Annotated in this window: 15 protein-coding genes; 9 read left to right on the plus strand and 6 right to left on the minus strand. The window is 35.0% G+C overall.

What is annotated here, in order from left to right; translation table 11 throughout:
* Positions 1 to 23: 23 nt before the first annotated feature.
* The gene (gene rpsL, locus ACEN25_RS07685; RefSeq protein WP_009779177.1) at positions 24 to 398 is read right to left on the minus strand and encodes a 30S ribosomal protein S12; all 375 of its coding nucleotides are present in this window, start codon (positions 396 to 398) and stop codon (positions 24 to 26) included.
* Positions 399 to 629: 231 nt separating this feature from the next.
* Between rpsL and ACEN25_RS07690 the strand changes: the two genes are divergently transcribed.
* The 6 genes from ACEN25_RS07690 (at position 630) to rlmB (ending at position 13,174) form a co-directional block, all read left to right on the plus strand.
* On the plus strand, positions 630 to 2,249 hold the full coding sequence (locus tag ACEN25_RS07690) for a hypothetical protein (RefSeq protein WP_441802396.1): 1,620 nt from the start codon (positions 630 to 632) through the stop codon (positions 2,247 to 2,249).
* Positions 2,250 to 2,508: 259 nt separating this feature from the next.
* Positions 2,509 to 5,718 (plus strand): SusC/RagA family TonB-linked outer membrane protein, encoded by a 3,210-nt coding sequence (locus ACEN25_RS07695; RefSeq protein ID WP_441802397.1) that lies wholly within the window; start codon positions 2,509 to 2,511, stop codon positions 5,716 to 5,718.
* Positions 5,719 to 5,741: 23 nt separating this feature from the next.
* Positions 5,742 to 7,061 carry a SusD/RagB family nutrient-binding outer membrane lipoprotein gene (locus ACEN25_RS07700; protein WP_441802398.1) on the plus strand — a complete coding sequence of 440 codons (1,320 nt, stop codon included), beginning with the start codon at positions 5,742 to 5,744 and terminating at the stop codon, positions 7,059 to 7,061.
* Positions 7,062 to 7,545: 484 nt separating this feature from the next.
* Positions 7,546 to 10,746: a SusC/RagA family TonB-linked outer membrane protein gene (locus ACEN25_RS07705; protein ID WP_441802399.1), complete on the plus strand. Its 3,201-nt coding sequence runs from the start codon at positions 7,546 to 7,548 to the stop codon at positions 10,744 to 10,746.
* 6 nt (positions 10,747 to 10,752) lie between these two features.
* On the plus strand, positions 10,753 to 12,348 hold the full coding sequence (locus tag ACEN25_RS07710; protein WP_441802400.1) for a SusD/RagB family nutrient-binding outer membrane lipoprotein: 1,596 nt from the start codon (positions 10,753 to 10,755) through the stop codon (positions 12,346 to 12,348).
* Between the two features lie 91 nt (positions 12,349 to 12,439).
* A complete protein-coding gene (rlmB, locus tag ACEN25_RS07715) occupies positions 12,440 to 13,174 on the plus strand; it encodes a 23S rRNA (guanosine(2251)-2'-O)-methyltransferase RlmB (RefSeq protein ID WP_441802401.1) in 735 nt (244 codons plus the stop codon).
* On the opposite strand, the gene ACEN25_RS07720 is transcribed toward rlmB, so the two are convergent.
* Positions 13,171 to 13,884: a rhomboid family intramembrane serine protease gene (locus tag ACEN25_RS07720; protein ID WP_441802402.1), complete on the minus strand. Its 714-nt coding sequence runs from the start codon at positions 13,882 to 13,884 to the stop codon at positions 13,171 to 13,173. The genes rlmB and ACEN25_RS07720 overlap by 4 nt on opposite strands.
* Positions 13,885 to 13,972: 88 nt before the next feature.
* Between ACEN25_RS07720 and ACEN25_RS07725 the strand changes: the two genes are divergently transcribed.
* Positions 13,973 to 15,250: a replication-associated recombination protein A gene (locus ACEN25_RS07725; protein WP_441802403.1), complete on the plus strand. Its 1,278-nt coding sequence runs from the start codon at positions 13,973 to 13,975 to the stop codon at positions 15,248 to 15,250.
* Between the two features lie 76 nt (positions 15,251 to 15,326).
* Here the strand turns inward: ACEN25_RS07725 and ACEN25_RS07730 are convergent, their stop codons facing one another.
* The 4 genes from ACEN25_RS07730 to radC all read right to left on the minus strand — a co-directional run bounded on the left by ACEN25_RS07730 (position 15,327) and on the right by radC (position 19,080).
* Complete coding sequence (locus ACEN25_RS07730) at positions 15,327 to 16,229, minus strand: hypothetical protein (protein WP_441802404.1); 903 nt, start codon at positions 16,227 to 16,229, stop codon at positions 15,327 to 15,329.
* Between the two features lie 111 nt (positions 16,230 to 16,340).
* Entirely contained in the window at positions 16,341 to 17,033 is a 693-nt protein-coding gene (locus tag ACEN25_RS07735; RefSeq protein WP_441802405.1) for a YjjG family noncanonical pyrimidine nucleotidase, read from the minus strand.
* Complete coding sequence (locus tag ACEN25_RS07740) at positions 17,026 to 18,330, minus strand: polysaccharide deacetylase family protein (RefSeq protein WP_441802406.1); 1,305 nt, start codon at positions 18,328 to 18,330, stop codon at positions 17,026 to 17,028. The genes ACEN25_RS07735 and ACEN25_RS07740 overlap by 8 nt, the downstream gene beginning before the upstream one ends.
* 51 nt (positions 18,331 to 18,381) lie before the next feature.
* A complete protein-coding gene (radC, locus tag ACEN25_RS07745) occupies positions 18,382 to 19,080 on the minus strand; it encodes a RadC family protein (protein ID WP_441802407.1) in 699 nt (232 codons plus the stop codon).
* A gap of 123 nt (positions 19,081 to 19,203) precedes the next feature.
* On the opposite strand from radC, the gene ACEN25_RS07750 reads away from it, so the two are divergent.
* Together ACEN25_RS07750 and ACEN25_RS07755 are read left to right on the plus strand one after the other, a co-directional pair.
* Positions 19,204 to 19,647, plus strand: a complete 444-nt coding sequence (locus ACEN25_RS07750; RefSeq protein ID WP_441802408.1) for a DUF1569 domain-containing protein — start codon at positions 19,204 to 19,206, stop codon at positions 19,645 to 19,647.
* Positions 19,644 to 20,270: an FMN-binding negative transcriptional regulator gene (locus tag ACEN25_RS07755; protein WP_441802409.1), complete on the plus strand. Its 627-nt coding sequence runs from the start codon at positions 19,644 to 19,646 to the stop codon at positions 20,268 to 20,270. The genes ACEN25_RS07750 and ACEN25_RS07755 overlap by 4 nt, the downstream gene beginning before the upstream one ends.
* Positions 20,271 to 20,307: the final 37 nt, after the last annotated feature.

The raw sequence follows: 20,307 nt of genomic DNA on the forward strand, positions 1-20,307 counted from the left end.
CTTCTCTTTAAAAGTGTTGATAATTACTTCTTAGGGCGTTTTGCACCATACTTAGAACGACGTTGTAGTCTTCCCTGAACACCTGCGGTATCCAAAGCTCCACGTACAATGTGATATCTAACTCCTGGCAAATCTTTTACCCTTCCACCTCTAACCAATACTATCGAGTGCTCTTGTAAATTGTGACCCTCACCACCAATGTATGCATTCACCTCTTTACCGTTAGTCAATCTAACACGCGCAACTTTACGCATTGCAGAGTTAGGTTTCTTAGGTGTAGTGGTATACACACGGGTACAAACCCCGCGGCGTTGTGGGCACGAATCTAAAGCAGCCGATTTACTCTTCTTGGTTATTTTGGCTCTTCCTTTTCGTACTAATTGTGAAATTGTTGGCATAATTTCCTTTACCTAATTATAGTTAATCTAATAGCCCCTCTTCTAAGGGCTTGCAAAGGTATAAAATAAAATGAGTAATTCAAGCTATAATTCATTAATTTTCAAAGGTATTTCTAAACACGTTCAAAAATAGGTTCTATCATATTACTCAACAAGAATTACAGCCCATTGAAAATATACTTCACCATCCTCACTTCTTTAATTTTTTGCACACCGTTATTTAATAAAGCAGTGGCTCAAAATCTCACTCTAGAAGTTAAGACTATAAATCATGAGCAGGATAGTATTTCAGGCATTTATTTTCAACAACGGAAATTTGACAACTTCAACTTATTAAATGAAAGTATTTCGAAAGCTAAAGAACAATTAGAATCTTCAGGATATTTCAATTATATAATAGACAGCTTAAATTTTAAATCTGAAACAGTCTGCACAATTGAATTTGACAGCGGAAAGAAAATTGATAAAATACAAATTTCAACAAAGGATGAACTTGTAAAAAACTATTTAAAAAAACTCAACTTAAATTATAAGGACACCTATTTTATATTACCTCTAGATAACCTAAACACTACCCTTAATCAATTTACTGCATTTGAGGCTCAAAATAAATTTGCAACCACGTCCTTTCAATTAAAGAATCTAGTAATTCGGAATGCAATGGCATTTGCTACTTTATATATTAATAGACAAGAATCTAAATCTAATGTAACTGTTGCAATTAAAGGCTATCCCGAATTTCCAAATGCTTTTACTAAACACTATTTAAAATTAAATGGCAGAGTTGACAAAAATTACCTATTAGAAAAGGCAGAGACCTTTTACAAATTACCTTTTATAGAGCAGCTCAAAGAACCTGAGGTTTTAATCAGCAATCAGGACATAAAATTATATTTGTATACCAGCAAAACAAAAGCAAATCGCTTTGAAGGGTTTCTTGGTTTCAGAAATAACGAAAATAACACAAAAGTTAAGCTAGACGGAAATATAGAAATCAACCTATTAAATAATTTTAATTATGGAGAATCTTTAGATTTCATCTTCAATAACGGTAATAATCAGCAAAGTTTAAATCTCGCTACTCGACTACCATTCTTATTTAAATCACCTATTAGCTTTGGAGCCCAACTGAATCTCTTTAGAAAAGATTCAACATTCTCAACATCGTATCAGAAAATTATTCTAGATTATTTTATTACGAGCAATACTCAAATTGATGTCTTCACAAGTTTAGAAAAATCAACACTTTTACTAACAGAAACAGCCCTTCTATTAAATGATTACACTAAAAATGAAATGGGTGTCAATGTAAAACACAGCTCATTTCCTGTAATTAATAAGTTAAAAAGTCCATATGAATTAAATTTAAAGCTCGGCTTAATCAACCGTAAAACTCCAGAAACAAAAACGAAAGACAATCAGTTAAAATTAGAATTTAATGCACTTTATCTCTTACAATTCACAAATAAGCATCACCTTCTATTAGAAAGCACAAATAAAATTTTAGAATCGAAAACATTTTATACAAATGAACTATTTCGCCTTGGCGGAATAAAAAGCATAAGAGGTTTTAGAGAAAATCAATTATTAGCAAATAGATACCATCTCATACTAAGCGAATATCGCTATATAACCTCTAAAAAGATTTACTTCAACACAATTACAGATTTTGGTTTAATTGAAAATAAAAATCAAGATGAACTTAATTTTATTTACAGTATAGGTCTAGGAACTACTATCTCAACTAGAGCAGGCGCAATTCAAATAAACTTCGCCAATGGTAATCAAACCAATCAAAATTTCACTCTTTCAAATACAATATTACACATAGGCTTAAAAACTCAATTTTGAATAATAAACAGCACTTTTATAAAACAAGCTTTACAGCCGCACAAAACACAAAAATCATTAACGCATTTTAACAGATATAATACATCTTTTTAATAAATAAACTTTAAAATAATTAATATTAATACGAATACTCAATAGTTTCTTCATTTAACATTAATACTATAATTATTAACAAATATTTAAAATATTAATCTAATTAATTGTTTTCCAAATATTTTTTATTGATTTTTAGCACGGCTAATTCAAATATATTTTAAATATGAAAACAAGATTACATGGTTTCCTAACACTATTATTAGTGTTAATCATGCAAATTTCATTTGCACAAACAAAGACCGTATCAGGTACTGTTACGGACGACACGGGAGTACCACTCCCAGGAGTTAATGTTGTAGTTAAAGGCACTACGCAAGGAACTCAAACCGATTTTGACGGGAAATTCTCGATTTCTGCTTCAGAAGGCGCAGTTATAGTATTTTCCTATGTAGGCTTTGCCAATAAATCCCAGACCGTTGGATCCTCAAATACAATGAATATTGTTTTAGAACAAGGGGAACAACTTGATGAGATTATTTTAACAGCACTAGGTCTTGAGAAGAAAAAAGATGAAGATCTTAGTTCTTCAACCACAATTAGTACAGATGAAATCTCAAAGTCTGGTGAAACAGGTCTTATTCAAGGCCTATCTGGTAAAACATCTGGTGTGAATATTACCCGAAACTCTGGAGACCCAGGTGCAGGTGCATATATTCAAATACGTGGACAAAATACAGTATTAGGAAGTGCATCACCACTAATTGTATTAGATGGTGTTATAATCTCAAACACCAGCGTAGGTGGTGGTACAGACGGTGTTGTACAACAATCTCGTTTAAACGACATCAACCCAGAAGATATAGCTAATGTAACCGTATTAAAAGGAGCTGCAGCCGCATCTATCTATGGTACAGGTGCTGCTAACGGGGTAATTATCATTAAAACAAAAAGAGGAACGGGTTCTGGAGGCAAAAATGTATCCGTAGATTTTAGATCTTCAGTTTCGTTTGACCGGGTAAATGTCGAATTTGATAAACAAGGGAAATTTGGACAAGGTAATAACGGAGTATTTCAAAGAAATACAGGTAACTCTTGGGGTGATAAAATTTCTGATCGTGCAGGAGGAGCTGACCTGGTAAATACATCAGGGCAGTATTTTGAAGCAGATTCAGGTAACCTATACTACCCTATTACTGAAAAACGTTCTAGAGAAGTATTTAATAACTCAAACAGAGATCAGGTTTTTGGTACCGGTGTTACTATTGACAATTCAGTTAGTTTAGGATATGCAACTGACAATACTAACACGTTATTTAGTGTATCTGACCTAGACCAACAAGGTATCATCAACGGACAATCATCTTATGACAGACAAACTTTAAGATTCAATCACGAAGCTCGAATCTCTGAAAAGTTTATGGCTCGAGTTAACACATCTTATTCTAAAATCACATCAAAAAGAATACAGCAAGGCTCTAACTTAAATGGTCTTTACTTAGGATATCTGAGAACCGCACCTGATTTTGATAACAGAGACTACAAAGGAACCTATTTCAATAGTGCTGGTACCAGTTTCTTAAACGCACATAGAGGATATAGAAATGATTTGGGATCAGCAGCACCAGTTTATAATAATCCTGGTTGGACGATTAATGAGCAAGACAACCCTAATGACGTAGAACGCTTTATAATTAACCCAGAAATTAACTGGAAAATTTTAGACAACGTTAGCCTTACAGGTCGCTATGGTCTAGATTATTATTCAGACACACGCGAAACATTTTTCCCGGTTAACTCTGCTGCGGGCTTAGCTACAGGTGCGTACTTTAGAAACACTATACAAGAAAAACAACAAACGTATAATATATTTCTAAATGGAAATAATATAATAACATCTGATATTAACTTTAATTGGCTTGCAGGAGCACAGTTTGAGGAAAATGATTATTCTAATTTAGGTGGCTCATCAACTATTTTCACCAATCCATTTGTTGATGATTTGAGGATTTTTGGTAATGCTGAAGCTTCTAATGAAACACCTACATTATTTAAGCAATTAACAAGAAAATCTGGAGCTTACGGATCTGTAAACTTTGACCTCTACAATCAAGTTTTCTTAGAAGCAACAGGACGAATAGAAAGAGCTTCTTCATTACAATCAAGCACCTTTTACCCAAGTTTCTCTGCGGGTTGGGCATTTTCTGAAAATATTGATGACAAATCTATTTTATCATTTGGTAAGTTAAGAGCATCTTATGGAGAAGTAGGTATTGAACCTATCCCTTACAGAAGCCTTACCACTTTTAGTCCAGGAGGTGTTGCGTCTTCATGGGGTGATGCTTTATTTGCATCGGTATACGGAAATCCGTTTACAAGAAGTGGTATTCAAGGAAATCCTGATTTGAAAGTAGAGCGTATTAAAGAATACGAAATAGGTACAGATTTAAGATTCATAAATAATAGAATTACTCTTGGAGCAACCTATTACAGTAGAACTACTGAAGATGCTCTACTACCTATTGATGTTCCTTCTTCAACAGGATTTAATCAGGTACTTAAAAATGCTGCCGAAATATCTAACAAAGGTCTTGAACTAGACTTAGGATTAAATATTATTCGCACAGAAGATATTAAATGGGATGTTAATGTAAACTACTCTCATAATAGAAATATCGTAGAAAGCTTAAGCGGAGTTCAATCTTACTTCTTAAATGGTTTTACCGGTACATCTTCCCGCGTTGTAGAAGGCGAACCTTTTGGATCACTATGGGGTGTAGCTTTTGCTCGTGACGAAGCAGGTGATTTAATCCTAGATGCTAACGGTTTTCCTACAGCATCTAATCAAGAAGGCGTTATAGGTGATCCTAATCCAGATTGGAGAGGTGGTGTAAGCACTAGCCTTTCTGTTAAAGGTTTTACACTTAGTGCGCTCATTGAAACTTCTCAAGGTGGTGATATCTGGGGGGGATCTAATGGGGTGTTAAACACATTTGGTGTTTCGCCAATCACAGCTAATGAAAGTACCTCAACAACACCATTAACTACATATAGCGGATCAACAATTCCTGCAAATACAACCTTTAGAGGTAATATTCAAGATTTTGGCGGAGGCCCTGTTGCTCTTACCCAAGACTGGTATGGTACATTAGGTGGAGGTTTTGGTGCTGTTGGAGAGCAGTTTATCGAAGATGGCTCATGGACACGCCTTAGAGAATTATCTTTATTTTACGCTATACCATCTAATGCTGTAGAAAAAATAGGACTTCGTTCAATCGAACTAGGTGTTACTGGTAGAAATTTAATATTATGGACAGACGTAGAAGGTTTTGATCCTGAAACCAACTTAACAGGAGCTTCAAAAGGTAGAGGTCTGGAGTATTTTAATAATCCAGGTACTAAATCCTATCTATTTACACTTAAAATTTCTTACTAATTAATTTTTTAGATATACTAAAAATGAAAAATAAATTAACCACAATATTTGCTATTGGACTTCTTATCGCATCTACATCTTGCGAAGATTACTCCAAAGATTTAAATACTGACCCTAACAATTTTACCGACGCTCCGGGCTCTTTAGTAGTAGGCCAGGCTGAGTTGGCACTTGTTAAACTTTCAGAAAGTCAGGCATCTCGATATGCAGGCCTCTTTACAGATCAATTTTCTGGATGTGACAGACAATATTTAAGTTATGAGATTTATAATGTTACCACCGGTGATTTTGATGATGACTGGGGAGACATCTATGTTGCGGGTGTTGCTCAATCTCAATATGTACAAGAAAAAGCTAAAGCAGACGGCAATGCTGTACTTGAAGGGGTTGCTCAGATTTTAGAAGCTACTTTCTTTGCTGAGGCTACTGCATTGTTTGGTGATGTACCATTCACAGAAGCGGGTGATCCCTTATTATTCCCGAATCCACAATACGATAGCCAGGCAGATATTCTTGATGGAGTTCAAATTATCTTAAGTGAAGCAATAGCTAAAGTGGGTTCAGCGTCAGTTTCTGCTAATTTTGGAGGATCTGTATTTGCAGATAATGATGCTACTTGGTCACAAATAGCACATTCACTAAAAGCCAGATATTTTTTACTTGCTAAAGATTATAGCAGTGCCTATACAGAAGCTCGTTTAGGAATTTCAAGCGCTAGTGGAGATTTGCTTGCCAAACATGGACCGAATACGGGTGAAAAAAATCTTTACTTTCAGTTTACGCAAGAACAACGAGGAGGATATCTAGGCCTTTGTAACGACCCTTATTTATTAAGATTATTAGATGGTTCTACACCAAGACTACTCACTACTCCTGGTGATGCAAACAGATTACCAGTATATTTTGATGTAGCAAATCTAGAGATTAATACAAATTCTGGTGGCTATTTTGCAATAGATGCCACTTTTCCTATAATAAGTTATGTAGAAACAAAGTTAATAGAGGCTGAGGCAGCTGCTCGTACAAGTCAGGATGCTAGCACACCATTCAATCAGGTAAGATCTTATCTTGCGAATGAATATGGCGGAGCATTTCCTGCAAGCACATCTACAGGTTCACAGTTAATTAATGAAATACTAGAAGAAAAGTATATATCATTAATAGGTTCATTACAAGTGTTTCACGATGCTAGAAGAACTAATAATGCCTTGAACTTACCAATAAAAGGAGCTACCAATACTGCACTGCCTCAGAGATTTTTATACCCACAGTCAGAAATCAACGCAAATTCAAGTTTCCCCGGAGTTATTGATTTGTTTGTTAAAACTGCAGTTAATAATTAAGAAACCATTTTCTCAAAATTAAAAGCCATTCAATAATTGAATGGCTTTTTTTTTTGGAAAAAATTAAGAACATCAGATATTTTTATAAAAAAGGTACACGTATTTCATTCAATTATTTCTCGAAAGAAGAAAAAGCATTAGAATAATTGTAAAAATTAACACTTGTACTTAAATAATAAAGAAATATCTAGATACTAAATTTTAAAATTTACTATAACGTTTAAGCATTTCAACATTATAATATTGAAAAAGAATTTGTCAGAACGTAAACAACTGCACGTCAGACAAGTGCATTATTAAAAACAATAATTTGCATATATGTTAAAAAAAACTAAAAATCAGCATTTAAAATCACATATCCGTAAAAGAATTCGCTATTCATTAAAATTAATTAACCTCTCTTTGAAGTTTTAAGACATAAAAATTGGTTTTTGAATATTATTTATACAAATTCGCAGCTGGCTAATTCAAATAAATAACAAACATGAAAACTAAATTTAGTGGATTGCTAACGCTTTTACTGGCGTTGGTAGTGCAAATCTCGTTTGCACAAACAAAGCAAGTAACCGGTACGGTTACTGACGGAAGTGGAGTTCCACTCCCGGGAGTTAACATCGTGATTCAAGGATCAACGACAGGTACTCAAACAGATTTTGATGGTAACTATGCTATTGAAACAGAATCAGGATCAACATTAGTTTTTTCTTATATAGGTTTTGGAGATGTTCAAAAAGTTGTAGGATCATCAACTACAATAAATGTAACACTACAGGCGGGAGAAGCTTTAGATGAAGTTGTTGTAACTGCATTAGGTATCTCAAGAGAAAAGAAATCTTTAGGATATTCTACTCAAGAAGTTAGTAGTGAAGAGTTAACTGAAACTAGAAACAGTAACGCTCTAAATGCTCTATCTGGTAAAGTTGCCGGGGTACAAATTTCAAACGCAAGTGGTAGTCTTGGAGGATCTTCTCGTATTGTAATACGTGGTATTGGATCTATAACTCAAGAAAACAGACCACTTATTGTAGTAGATGGTATTCCATTAGATAACAGTAACTATAACAGCACATCGACTCAAAATGGAGGCGGTGGTCGTGATTTTGGGGATACTGGTTTTGATATCAACCCAGATGATATTGCAAGTATGAACGTACTTAAAGGTGGTGCTGCAGCAGCACTTTATGGCTCACGTGCGTCAAACGGTGTAATTCAAATCACAACAAAATCAGGTAAAAAAGGTAAAGGTGAAGTAACCGTTAATACCGGTATCACTTTTGACGAAGTAAATGTTTTACCTCAAACTCAAAAGCTCTACGGTGGTGGTGGTGGAAACTTTGCCATTGGAGATCAGGGTGGTTTTAACCAGGCTAACATTAACGGTACAACATACAACCTAGTTGATTATGGTACAGATGAATCTTGGGGACCACGTTATGAAGGTCAACAAGTATTACACTGGGATGCTTTAGATCCTGGCACACCTGGATATTTACAAACCAGACCCTGGTTAGCTCCAGCAAACGACGGAAGCACTTTATTTAAAACTGGTTATTCTTACAATAATGGTGTTGCTTTTTCTCAAGGTGGTGAAAATTCAACAATGCGTATGTCTATAAACAACACGCAAACAGAAGGTATTTTACCAAACACTAATCTTAAGAAAACCAGTATCAATTTTAATGGATCTACAAATATTGGAGATAAATTAAAGGTTGATGCTTCTGTAAACTTCACTGTAACAGATGGTTTTAACAGACCTGCTTCAGGATATACAGGAGAAAGTGTAATTCTACAATTATATCAATTTGGTCAGACTTCTCTTGACTACGACCGTTTAAAAGCATACAAGACAGCAGATGGTCGCCAGAGAACCTGGAACAGAACAGCATTTGACGATGCAACTCCACGTTATACAGATAACCCATACTGGGTATTATATGAAAACACAGCTAATGACAAAAGAACACGCTGGTATGGTACTGTAGGTGCTACTTACAACTTTACAGATGATTTTTATGCAGTAGCAAAAGTTTACGGTGATACTTACGACTTTAGAGTTAATCAAAGAACTGCTGTAGGCTCACAAGCACAAGCTTATTATTCTGAAGTAGATAGAGATTTTCAAGAAATAAACTATGAAGGACGTCTACATTATGATAAAAAAGTATTTAACGATAAGTTAAGTGTAAATGCATTTGTAGGGGGTAACAGAAGGGTAAATGAATACCATTCTTTAGGAAGTAATACTAACGGAGGTCTAGTAGTTCCCGGTTTTTATAACTTAAGTAACTCAGCAGATAACCCTACGGTAAATGAATTTGATTCAAGAAGACAAATCAACAGTTTATTTGGTTCTGTATCTTTTGGCTACGATAACTTTGCTTATATAACGGTAACTGGTAGAAATGACTGGTCTTCTACTTTGCCTTCTGCAAATAATTCTTACTTCTATCCTTCTGTAAGTGGTAGTTTTATTGCATCTCAATTTATCGATGCTGACTGGTTATCTTTCTTAAAATTACGCGCAGGTTATGCAGAAGTAGGTAGTGATACAGATCCTTACCAACTGAGCAATGTATTTGTAGGTAGTAACCCATTCTTAGGTACTGTACCGTTTACTTTAGTTAGTAGTAATAAGAATCCTAATTTACTTCCAGAAGAAAAACGTACTTATGAATTTGGTGTTGAAGCTTCATTTTTTAACAGAAGATTAGGTTTTGACATAACGTACTATAACGAACTTACTAGAGATCTTATTACTCCGGTACAAGTTGACCCATCTTCAGGTTTTACTACAACTGTGTTAAATGCAGGTGAATTAGAAAATAAAGGTATTGAGATATTAGTAAATGCTACTCCTATAATGAGCGATGATTTTAGCTGGGATGTTACCTGGAATTTCTCGAAAAATGAGAACACTTTATTAAGTTTAGCTCAAGGTCTTGAAACATTACAAATAACCCCATTCCCATTTAATGGAGTATCGCTTAATGCGGTTGTAGGTGAGCGCTATGGTCAAATTAGAGGTACAAACTACGTGTATGATGACGCAGGAAACCGTGTAGTAAATGCAAATGGAAGCTATGCAGAAACTCAAGATGTAGAGAATTTAGGTTCAATACTTCCAGATTACAATATGGGTCTTAGAAACACTTTTACATATAAAGGTATTAGTTTAGGTTTCTTAATTGACAGACAGAAAGGTGGTAAATACCGTTCTTTAACTAATATATGGGGTAATTACTCAGGTATATTAGAGCAAACTGCTGCAAATAATATTCGTGAAGAAGGTTTAGTACTTCCAGGAGTTACAGGAGACATTACCTACAATGATGATGGTTCTTATACTGTAACAAATACTGCAGAAAACACTCAAGTAATTTCTGCACAACAATACGGTTCAGATTTCTACTTTGGTAACGATAACCAAAACGTTTTTGACGCATCTTACTGGAAATTACGTGAAGTAACCTTAGGATACAGTTTACCAAAAACTTGGATAGGTGACGCTTTTAGTGATGTTCGTTTAACCGCATTTGGTAGAAACTTATTAGTATGGGGTCTTGATAATGACAATTTTGATCCTGAAGTTGCAACATCTGGTAGTGGTAACATACAGGGATCTGAAGGTGGTTCTTTACCATCAACTCGTTCTTACGGACTTAATGTTCAATTAAAATTTTAAGAAATAATGAAAAATAAATTTATAATCCTATTAATGCTTGTCATCTCTGCAGGATTTAGTTCTTGCGATGAAGGCTTAGAAGAAGTGAACCGTAACCCGAACGACCCAGAACTTGTTCCTACTGCTAACATTTTTGCTTCTGCAACAAAAAGCTACACAGATTTTAGTCGTGATGCTTTTAACTCAGGTCGTCTAACTCAAGTTTGGGTTCAGTACTGGGGACAAACTGCTTATGCAGATGAAGATCGTTATTTATATCGTGAAACTTCAGCACAAAGCATATACCAGAACACCTATTTAGTTGCAACAGATTTCAAAGCAATTCTTGATTTAAATACTAATGAAGAAACGCGCGATGATGCTGCTGCTTCAGGTGATAACGATAATCAAATCGCTGCATCTCGTATAATGTTATCTTATATGTTTTATGAGTTAACAAATTTCTTCGGTGATGTTCCTTACTATTCTTATGGTTCTGATGATCCAGATTTTCAAGCTCTTAATGTAGATAATAATCTGACTCCTGTATTTGCTCCACAAGAGAAAATATATGCAGATATTCTTAAAGAACTTAGAGCATCTGCAGATATGATCAACACAAGTGCTCCTGTTTTTGTTAGCGGTGATAACATTTTTAATGGTGATGCTGCTAAATGGAAAAAATTTGCAAACTCTTTAATTTTAAGAGTAGCAAATAACCTTAGAGGTACAGATCCTGCAACGGCAACTAGCGCAATTAATACGGCAGTACAATCTGGAGTAATGACTTCAAACGATGACAATGCAGCACAGGCATATGCTGCAGAAGACTTAAATGCATCACCTTGGTGGAGAGCATTTGTTGTAGACGGTCGTACAGATTTTGCAGTAGCAGCTCCATTTATCAATTTATTGAAAGGAGAAACAGGTAACTTTGGCTTAGATCCTCGTTTATTTGAAATGGCAGCTCCTATATCTGCAAGTATCGGTTCTATTACCAGTAACACTTACGAAAGAAGTGAAGATCCTGCAGATTATGAAGGTGCTCCTTATGCATTTAGAAATATGAACGGTCTTAATTTTACTTCGTATTCATTTACTAGTAGTAATGTATTGAAGCAAGATTATAGTGAAGTTCTTATGGAGTATGCCGAAGTACAGTTTATTCTTTCTGAACAAAACAACTGGAATCAAACAAATTATGTTAACGGAGTACGTGCATCTATGGAGAAATGGGGTGTTGCTGATGCAGATATTGATGCATTTGTAGCGACTCTTCCTCCTGCTAGTCAAGAGAATGTTCTTAACCAAAAGTATATAGCATTATATATGCAACCTAACACTGCATATGCTGAATACAGAAAATCAGGTTTCCCAAACATATTATTACTTCCTGGTGACACTGTAACATTACCAGCAAATCAAATTGAAGCGCAAGCTCCTGCAAACCGTATAGAATCATATACTTTCGTTTCAGGTGTTAATGGTGTAACTGATTTACCATTTAGATTGAGATATCCTCAAATATTACAAACACTTAACCGTGAAAATCGTTCTGCAGCTGCTGCTGACTTAGCTAACGGTGACACATTATTAAGTAAATTATTCTGGGACGTTAACTAAGTTAAAGTTCTATTTAGAATATCTAAAACCACCCATTTATATGGGTGGTTTTTTTATTTCACAAAACTTAAAACAAACCTATCTTTGCACCATGTCAAAAAACTCCCACATCTACGGTACCAGATCAATTATTGAAGCGATAAACGCTGGTAAAGAAATAGGCAAAATATATCTACAAAAACGGCTTGCAAACCCCTTATCAAAAGAACTGGAAGGTAAAATACGAGAACACGGTATCTCTGTATCTTATGTTCCTCAAGAGAAACTATATAAACTTTCAGATCAAAATCATCAGGGAGCTATTGCTACCATCTCCCCTATTCGCTTTGCAGATTTTGAAGCAACTGCCGAAGCTATCCTGGCTTCAGAAAAACCGGCATTATTTCTTTTACTTGATCAACTTACAGACGTACGTAATTTTGGCGCAATTATACGTACTGCCGTATGCACCGGTGTAGACGCTATTATTGTACCTAAATCTGGTGGTGCACCCGTGACAGATGATACAGTTAAAACTTCAGCAGGGGCTATATTTAATATTCCTATTTGTAAAGTAGATCACATTAAAGATGCTTTATTTTATTTACAAGGCTCTGGTGTGCAAGTGGTAGCAGCAACTGAGAAAACAGAAGATTCTATCTATGATCTAGACTATAAATTATCTACTGCTTTAGTTATGGGTAGCGAAGGTAAAGGGGTTACTGCCGGAGTCTTAAAACTTGTAGATCATAAAGCAAAATTACCTATGGCTGGTAGCATAAGCTCTTTAAATGTTTCGGTAGCCTGTGGTGCATTTCTGTATGAAATTGTAAGACAAAGAAGTTAACCTTTAAAGTCCTTTTCAGAATCGTCTTCAAGCTCTATGGGTGGGTCGATAAAATATCCATTTTCATCAAATTGTTTTAAAAATGGATCATCATCGGGATTATAAGCTTCGGTTTCCCAAACATATTTTGCAGGTTTAGGTATTTTATTTTTTACCATAAAAGCTAAAATTGTGCCAGTTAGGAATCCAGATAAATGGCCTTCCCAGCTCATTCCTTCCTGAATGGGTAATGTCCCCCAGATTAAGCTTCCGTAGAGAAAAACAACAATTAGGGAGAAAGCAGTAAGTCTATAGTTTTTAGACCAAATTCCTTTAAAAAATAAGAAAGAAGCAAGCCCATATACGACTCCACTAGCGCCTATATGATAAGCTTCGCGTCCTATTACCCAGGTGCCAAAACCAGAGCATACTACTATAACTAGTAAAACTTTGAGTGCAACAGGTCTATAGAAATAAATTAAACCCGCCATTAAAACCAAGGTAGGAACACTATTATGCCAGAGGTGACTAAGGCTAGAATGTATAAATGGCGATAAGGCAACTCCTCGCAGCCCAGCCAGATCTCTGGGAAGCACTCCGTATTTAGTGAAATTATATCCAAATCTCAACTCAAACCAAAACACCAACCACATCATAAGCACAAATACCAGCGGATATATAATCACGCTGCTACTAAATTGAAAGGTTGAATTTTGCTTATGACTACTCATATCTAATCTTTACTAGCAATTGCTTATCCAAAATCATAAATTAGGAAATAGTGGCAGTAAATCTCGACTAATTAAATAATTTTGAAGTATGAATGCACCATTAGCAGAACGTTTACGCCCCAAAAATCTTGATGATTATTTAAGTCAGGAGCATCTTGTAGGTGACAAAGGATCACTTACTTCTTCTATAAAATCTGGAATTATACCTTCCTTAATTTTATGGGGTCCTCCGGGTGTGGGTAAAACAACGCTTGCTACTATAATTGCCGAAGAATCTAAGCGACCTTTTTATACTTTAAGTGCAATCAATAGCGGGGTAAAAGATGTGCGTGAGGTTATTGATAAAGCTAAAACTGCCGGCGGATTGTTTACTCAAAAGAATCCTATTTTATTTATTGATGAGATTCACCGCTTTAGTAAATCACAACAAGATTCGCTACTTGCAGCAGTTGAAAAAGGATGGGTAACACTTATAGGTGCAACTACAGAAAACCCCAGTTTTGAGGTAATACCGGCATTATTGTCGCGTTGTCAGGTTTACGTATTAAATCCGTTCTCAGCAGATGACCTAAGAGCACTTTTAAAGCGTGCAATGACTCAAGATGCAATTCTATCCAAGAAAAAAATTATACTAGAGGAAACTGAAGCGTTACTGCGTATAAGCGGTGGTGATGCGCGTAAGCTTTTAAATATTTTTGAATTACTCGTAACTACAACCACTTCTGAAAAGGTTGTAATCACTAATGAAATGGTTAAAAGTAAAGTACAGCAAAACACCGTACTTTATGACAAAACCGGCGAGCAACATTATGACATCATCTCTGCCTTTATAAAGTCTATACGCGGTAGCGATCCTAATGCGGCAGTTTACTATTTAGCCCGAATGATTGAAGGTGGTGAGGATCTCAAGTTTATAGCAAGAAGACTCATTATTTTAGCTTCTGAAGACATTGGGAATGCCAATCCTACAGCGCTGATAATGGCTACAAACTCATTTACAGCCGTGAATACTATTGGCTACCCAGAAGCTCGTATCATTTTAAGTCAGTGTGTAACTTATCTTGCAACCTCACCTAAAAGTAACGCCTCGTATATGGCCATAAACAAAGCCCAACAACTCGTAAAACAAACCGGGGATTTACCTGTACCCATGGCATTACGCAACACTCCTACAAAATTAATGAAAGAATTAGGCTATGGTGAAGAGTACAAATACTCTCACGACGGTGCTGGAAATTTTATTGCTCAGGAGTTTTTACCAGAACAGGTAAAAAATCAAAAACTTTACGATCCCGGCGATAATGCTCGTGAAGACGGAATCAGAAAATTTCTAAAGAATCGTTGGGGCACTAAATACGATTACTAATTACAACTTAAAAGTAAATAAAAGACCTCGAAGCAAACGTTTCGAGGTCTTTTATTTACTGGTTATTTTAAAGTATTTACTTTTTTGTAAATACCATTTTCACTAAGCCAGAAACGCCTTTTATTTCGCGTTCTACAGTAAATTCAGAATTATTATAAAAACCTACGCCTGTGAATTCTGAAGTACTTACGAGATAAGAACCGGCAGATGTTTTTGTCGCAGTTCCTATTTTTGATGATCCCTCATAAACATCAAAACCGTTTGATGTAGGTTTCATTGTAAATGAACCATCTGCACTTACCAAAACAGTAGTTACATCTTCTACTAGTTGAGACTCATTTTGAGCAATGGCAACTTTAGAATCATCAACCACTTCAATTACATCTTCCGCTTTCTCTTCTGCTAAATCTATTTTAGTTTGTGCTGTTTGAATAACACCGGTAACAGCTACTTCTTTGTCCTCTTTCTTTATCTCAGACTGTCTTTTACGTATTTCAGGAACTAAATCTTCTGTTTGAGGTTCTTCCAGTAAATCTGCTTTACTTACAATCTCTTCAGAATAACTATATCCCATATCCTCAAGACCTGCAAATGCTTTTCTAAATGCATCCTGATGCCCCTCTTTAAACGTTTTAATTTTACTTTTTCCTTCAGGAAGCGCAAAGACTTCTTTCCCTCTACAGTTCACTAACGAAATTGCTGCATTGGTACTTAAAAATCCACTTACATCTGCTCGCGCATAAAGCGTATTGCAACCTGACGTATTTAAATCTGAAGGCAATTCTTCATTTTCTAAGTAAGCATTAAAGCCATATTTTATAAATAAGAAACGGGTTAACGCATTTAAATCATATTCACCCGCTTCATTTTGAAATTCAAACTTTTGCGGTATTACAATGTATTTATAATCCTGTAATTCTTGTGCAGACATGCTAAGCCCACAAATTATCAATACTAAACAAACAATATTCTTTTTCATATTTAATAAATATATTTAAGACCAGTACTATTGTAAAAGTCAGTTTATTTTAAATTAAATTATTACATAATATAGAAAGACAAGATATAAAAGATGCAGTAACTAAAACCATTATAAAAAGATTTTTACCGCATCTATGCGATCTATCTCAACCTCTTCATGATCGTGATTAGCCTTATGATAATTAAAAAAAATTGTACGCATACCTATATTTTTAGCTCCTAAAATATCTGCTTCATAGGTATCACCTATCATAATACTTTCCTGAACCTGAGCCCCAGCCTGTGTTAATGCGTGATGAAATATTTTAACATCAGGCTTTTTAACTCCTACAGACTCACTGCTGGTTACGGTTTTAAAAAAGTGATCTATTTTAGATTTTTTCAACTTTAACGCCTGCACCTGTTCAAAACCATTAGTAATAATGTGAAGTGCATATTTTGTATTTAGATCTTCTAACAAGTCTAGCGCACCATCAAACAAGTAATTATGATCTGGCAAATGCGTTATATAATCATCAGACAATTTATTTATTAAATAGTCATCTATATTGATATTTAAGCCCTCAAAACTTTTTTTGAGCCTACCATAGCGCAACTGCTCTTTTGTAATCTTAGATTCTCTAAAATACTTCCAATATTGAAAATTTATCGGACTGTAAACATCTAAAAATTCATCAACAGGAACTACTATTTTATTTTTCTCAAATATGGTTTCAAAAGCAAGTTTAGAGTTTCGGTCAAAATCCCATAAAGTATGATCAAGATCAAAAAAAACGTGCTTTACTCCTGGCAATTTATTCATGTACTAATTGTCTAAAAAATTGTTTCCACTGTCCCTCGTCCTGTCCTTTTCCAGTTACAGATTTATTTTTAAAACTGAATATAAATGTTCCGTTTACCTTCTCAACTTCGGCTTTCATTTTAAAAAAAACGTCCAAAACTTCATTTAAATCTTTTGCATCTAATGCCTCTGCTTCAAAAGACTGAGCCTGTGAACAAATAGGATTTAAAACTAACGGAGTAATACTTTCGTAATCCAGGTCATAAAAGAAAAATGGTGTACAGGTACCCGCTCTAAAACCTAATGTATCAGGATACCCCATAGAATAATCATTCTTTACTTCCTGATTTATCATCTCACGATAATGCGATGGCAAACTTGCCATCTGACTGCCACAGCGTATTGCGTTAAGTGGTTTATTTGTTATACCCTCGAGACGTATTTTTTCAGTTTTCATATTTTTTTGTTGCTCTAATGCTTCCTTAGAAAGCAACAACCCTATTTCACTGTAATCGCCTACCATTTTAATAAGCTCTCTAAACGACTGCTTGTTATACCGTATATTTCTGGTATATGTTGAGAGATCTCCTACCTGAAAAAAGAAAAGGAATTTAAACTTTGATTTTTTCTGAACATTAATAAGCCAACTAAAGGTGTCGTAAGGATCTTTGCGAAGACCTAAATTAATTTGCAGCCTTAGCCACAATCGTGAAAACTGCAATCGCAAAACATCGCTCGCAAAACTGGTAATTTCTCGTATAAATCCTATATCATACATCTCATAAGCCTGCTCAACATCTACCAGTGCCTGAAATGCAAATTTCTTAGTCACAAATTCATAATCTGGAAATTTTAATTGCAGTACATCCTTAAAATGATAGGCCCAGATGTCTATAACGGGTTCGGTAAGAAAATCTTCCTGATACCCCAAACTTTCTGATGCCGGAAACCTTCCTTCTGCATCTTTTACGTGTGGTAAAAATTCTTCATACCTGCTTAACAGTACAAATGCAGCAGCAAATATATCATAAGGCAATGCACTTTTTGTACCCGTAACAAAGAAGCATTTTGTATCTAACCAGGGCTGTACATTTATCTCCATATCAGAAATACCCTGTTCAAAAAGTACTTCTTGACTTTTAATATGTATTTCTTTTCCTAAGGGTTTATTTGTGTATGATAATTTTAAGCTATCATGTACAATAAACTCATCTACAGCTGTGGTAAATTTAACCGGAATCCCCAGTATTGCCGTACATATATGCTTAAATGTATAACGTAAACGAGGGGTAATTTTATGAGTATAAACTAAAAGCATAAACGAGTTCTAGAAGGCAAGTTCTGTATTTTACTTAGAAAGCCGAAAGAATTATAATAAACCTTCATCTGCGAAGCTAAAATAGGCTTTTTCGGTAATGATTAAATGATCAAGAACCTTTATATCTAAGCTTTGGGAAGCATTTTTTAATTTTTCTGTGATATTTTTATCTGCCTGGCTGGGTTTCAAGGCGCCTGAAGGATGGTTGTGCGCTAGAATAATCGAGACCGCCCCTGTTTCTAGTGCTTTCTTAAATACAAGACGTACATCTACTAAAGTGCCGGTCATACCACCTTTGCTTAACTGATGCATACTAAGTACTTTATTAGCGTTATTTAAGTACAGAATCCAAAATTCTTCATGCGCAAGCTCTCCTAATACAGGTTGAAGCAATTCAAAAACAGAGTGGCTTCCTGAAATTTTCTTTACCTCAGCTACATCTTCTAAGCGTCTGCGACGACCCAACTCTAAAGCCGCTGCAATTGTCACACCTTTAGCCTCGCCAATACCTTTAAATTTTAGGAGTTGATCTATACTTAACTTGCCTAAAGCATTTAAATTATTATTTACAGAAGCTAAAATTCGTTTACTTAAAGCTACCGCACTTTCATTACGACTACCAGATCCTATGAGTATAGCTACCAATTCTGCATCTGTTAAAGCATCTTTGCCCTTGCTGAGTAGTTTTTCTCGAGGACGATCATCTAAGGACCACTTTTTTATTGAAAATGAATCTAAATCTTCTGACATACAATCGTTATTTTCAATATAAAATTGAAAGAGTGATTACTTTTAAATACCTAAGCATCAGTTAAATTATAATATATAAATTTATAAAATGTAATTCTACGATAACTCGTAAAAAAATAAAATATGGAAAGTCTATTTCATGCAAATACACACATTGCTATACTTAAACGTTTAGAATCTTTAAGTCCTAATTCTATTGCTTCGTGGGGTAAAATGAATGTAAGCCAAATGCTTAATCACTGTCAAAAACCATTAGAAATCCCACTTTATAATAGAGATTTTAATTTAAAATCTAACTTTTTAATTAAGCTCCTCTTCAAAAAATCGATGTATGATGATTCAAAAATTAGAAAAAATCTCCCCACTCCTAAAGCTTTTAAAATAATTGAAACTAAAGATTTTTTAACCGAAAAAACTCAACTTAAAAAATTGATTGAAGATTTTTATGAGCTTCGTTCAAAAGAATCTTTTCAGCCGCATCCTGTTTTTGGTAACTTTACTACTTCACAATGGGGTCAGATGCAATACAAACATCTAGATCACCATTTTACACAATTTGGAGTATGAGTTTATATCCACCCCCGCACCACCAGGAATCTGGCTTTGCAAACGCGGTTAAAACACTACAGACCTTCCCTCTGGCATTATTAATCACAACACAAAATGATGTCCCCCTCCTCACTCATTTACCACTAATTTACAAGGCAGACAATAATCTGGGTAAACTAGTAGGCCATATAGATAACAATAATCCGCAACTTCAACACTTAAAGCCAGGTGCAGATGTAACCCTTGTTTTTAATGGACCAGACAGCTATATATCGCCAGCTATCTATACCACTCGTCAACTACCTACTTGGAATTATATTAAGGTTCATTTAGAAGGAAAAATTATACGTCATCAAAATATCGACGAATTAAAAAATACAATGGTAGAACTTACGCATACTCTTGAAGGTGATCAACAACGTTTTGTTCTAGATAAAGATGATTCTAGAATGGAAGCCTTTGTTAACTATGTAACGGGTTTTGAAATAGAAATAACGAACTGGGAGGGAAAATTTAAACTTTCACAAGACAAATTAAAGAAAGACCAGGAGAAAGCAAAATTTGCATTAAAAGACAGTTACTCCGCTATTATGAGTGATTATATAGATTTTATATATAAACGACATATCCCCAAGATTTAAGCCTAATTTCAAATAAAAGAATAGTTAGAAAGCCTCG

The organism is Leeuwenhoekiella sp. W20_SRS_FM14 (assembly GCF_052119605.1).
GTDB lineage: Bacteria > Bacteroidota > Bacteroidia > Flavobacteriales > Flavobacteriaceae > Leeuwenhoekiella.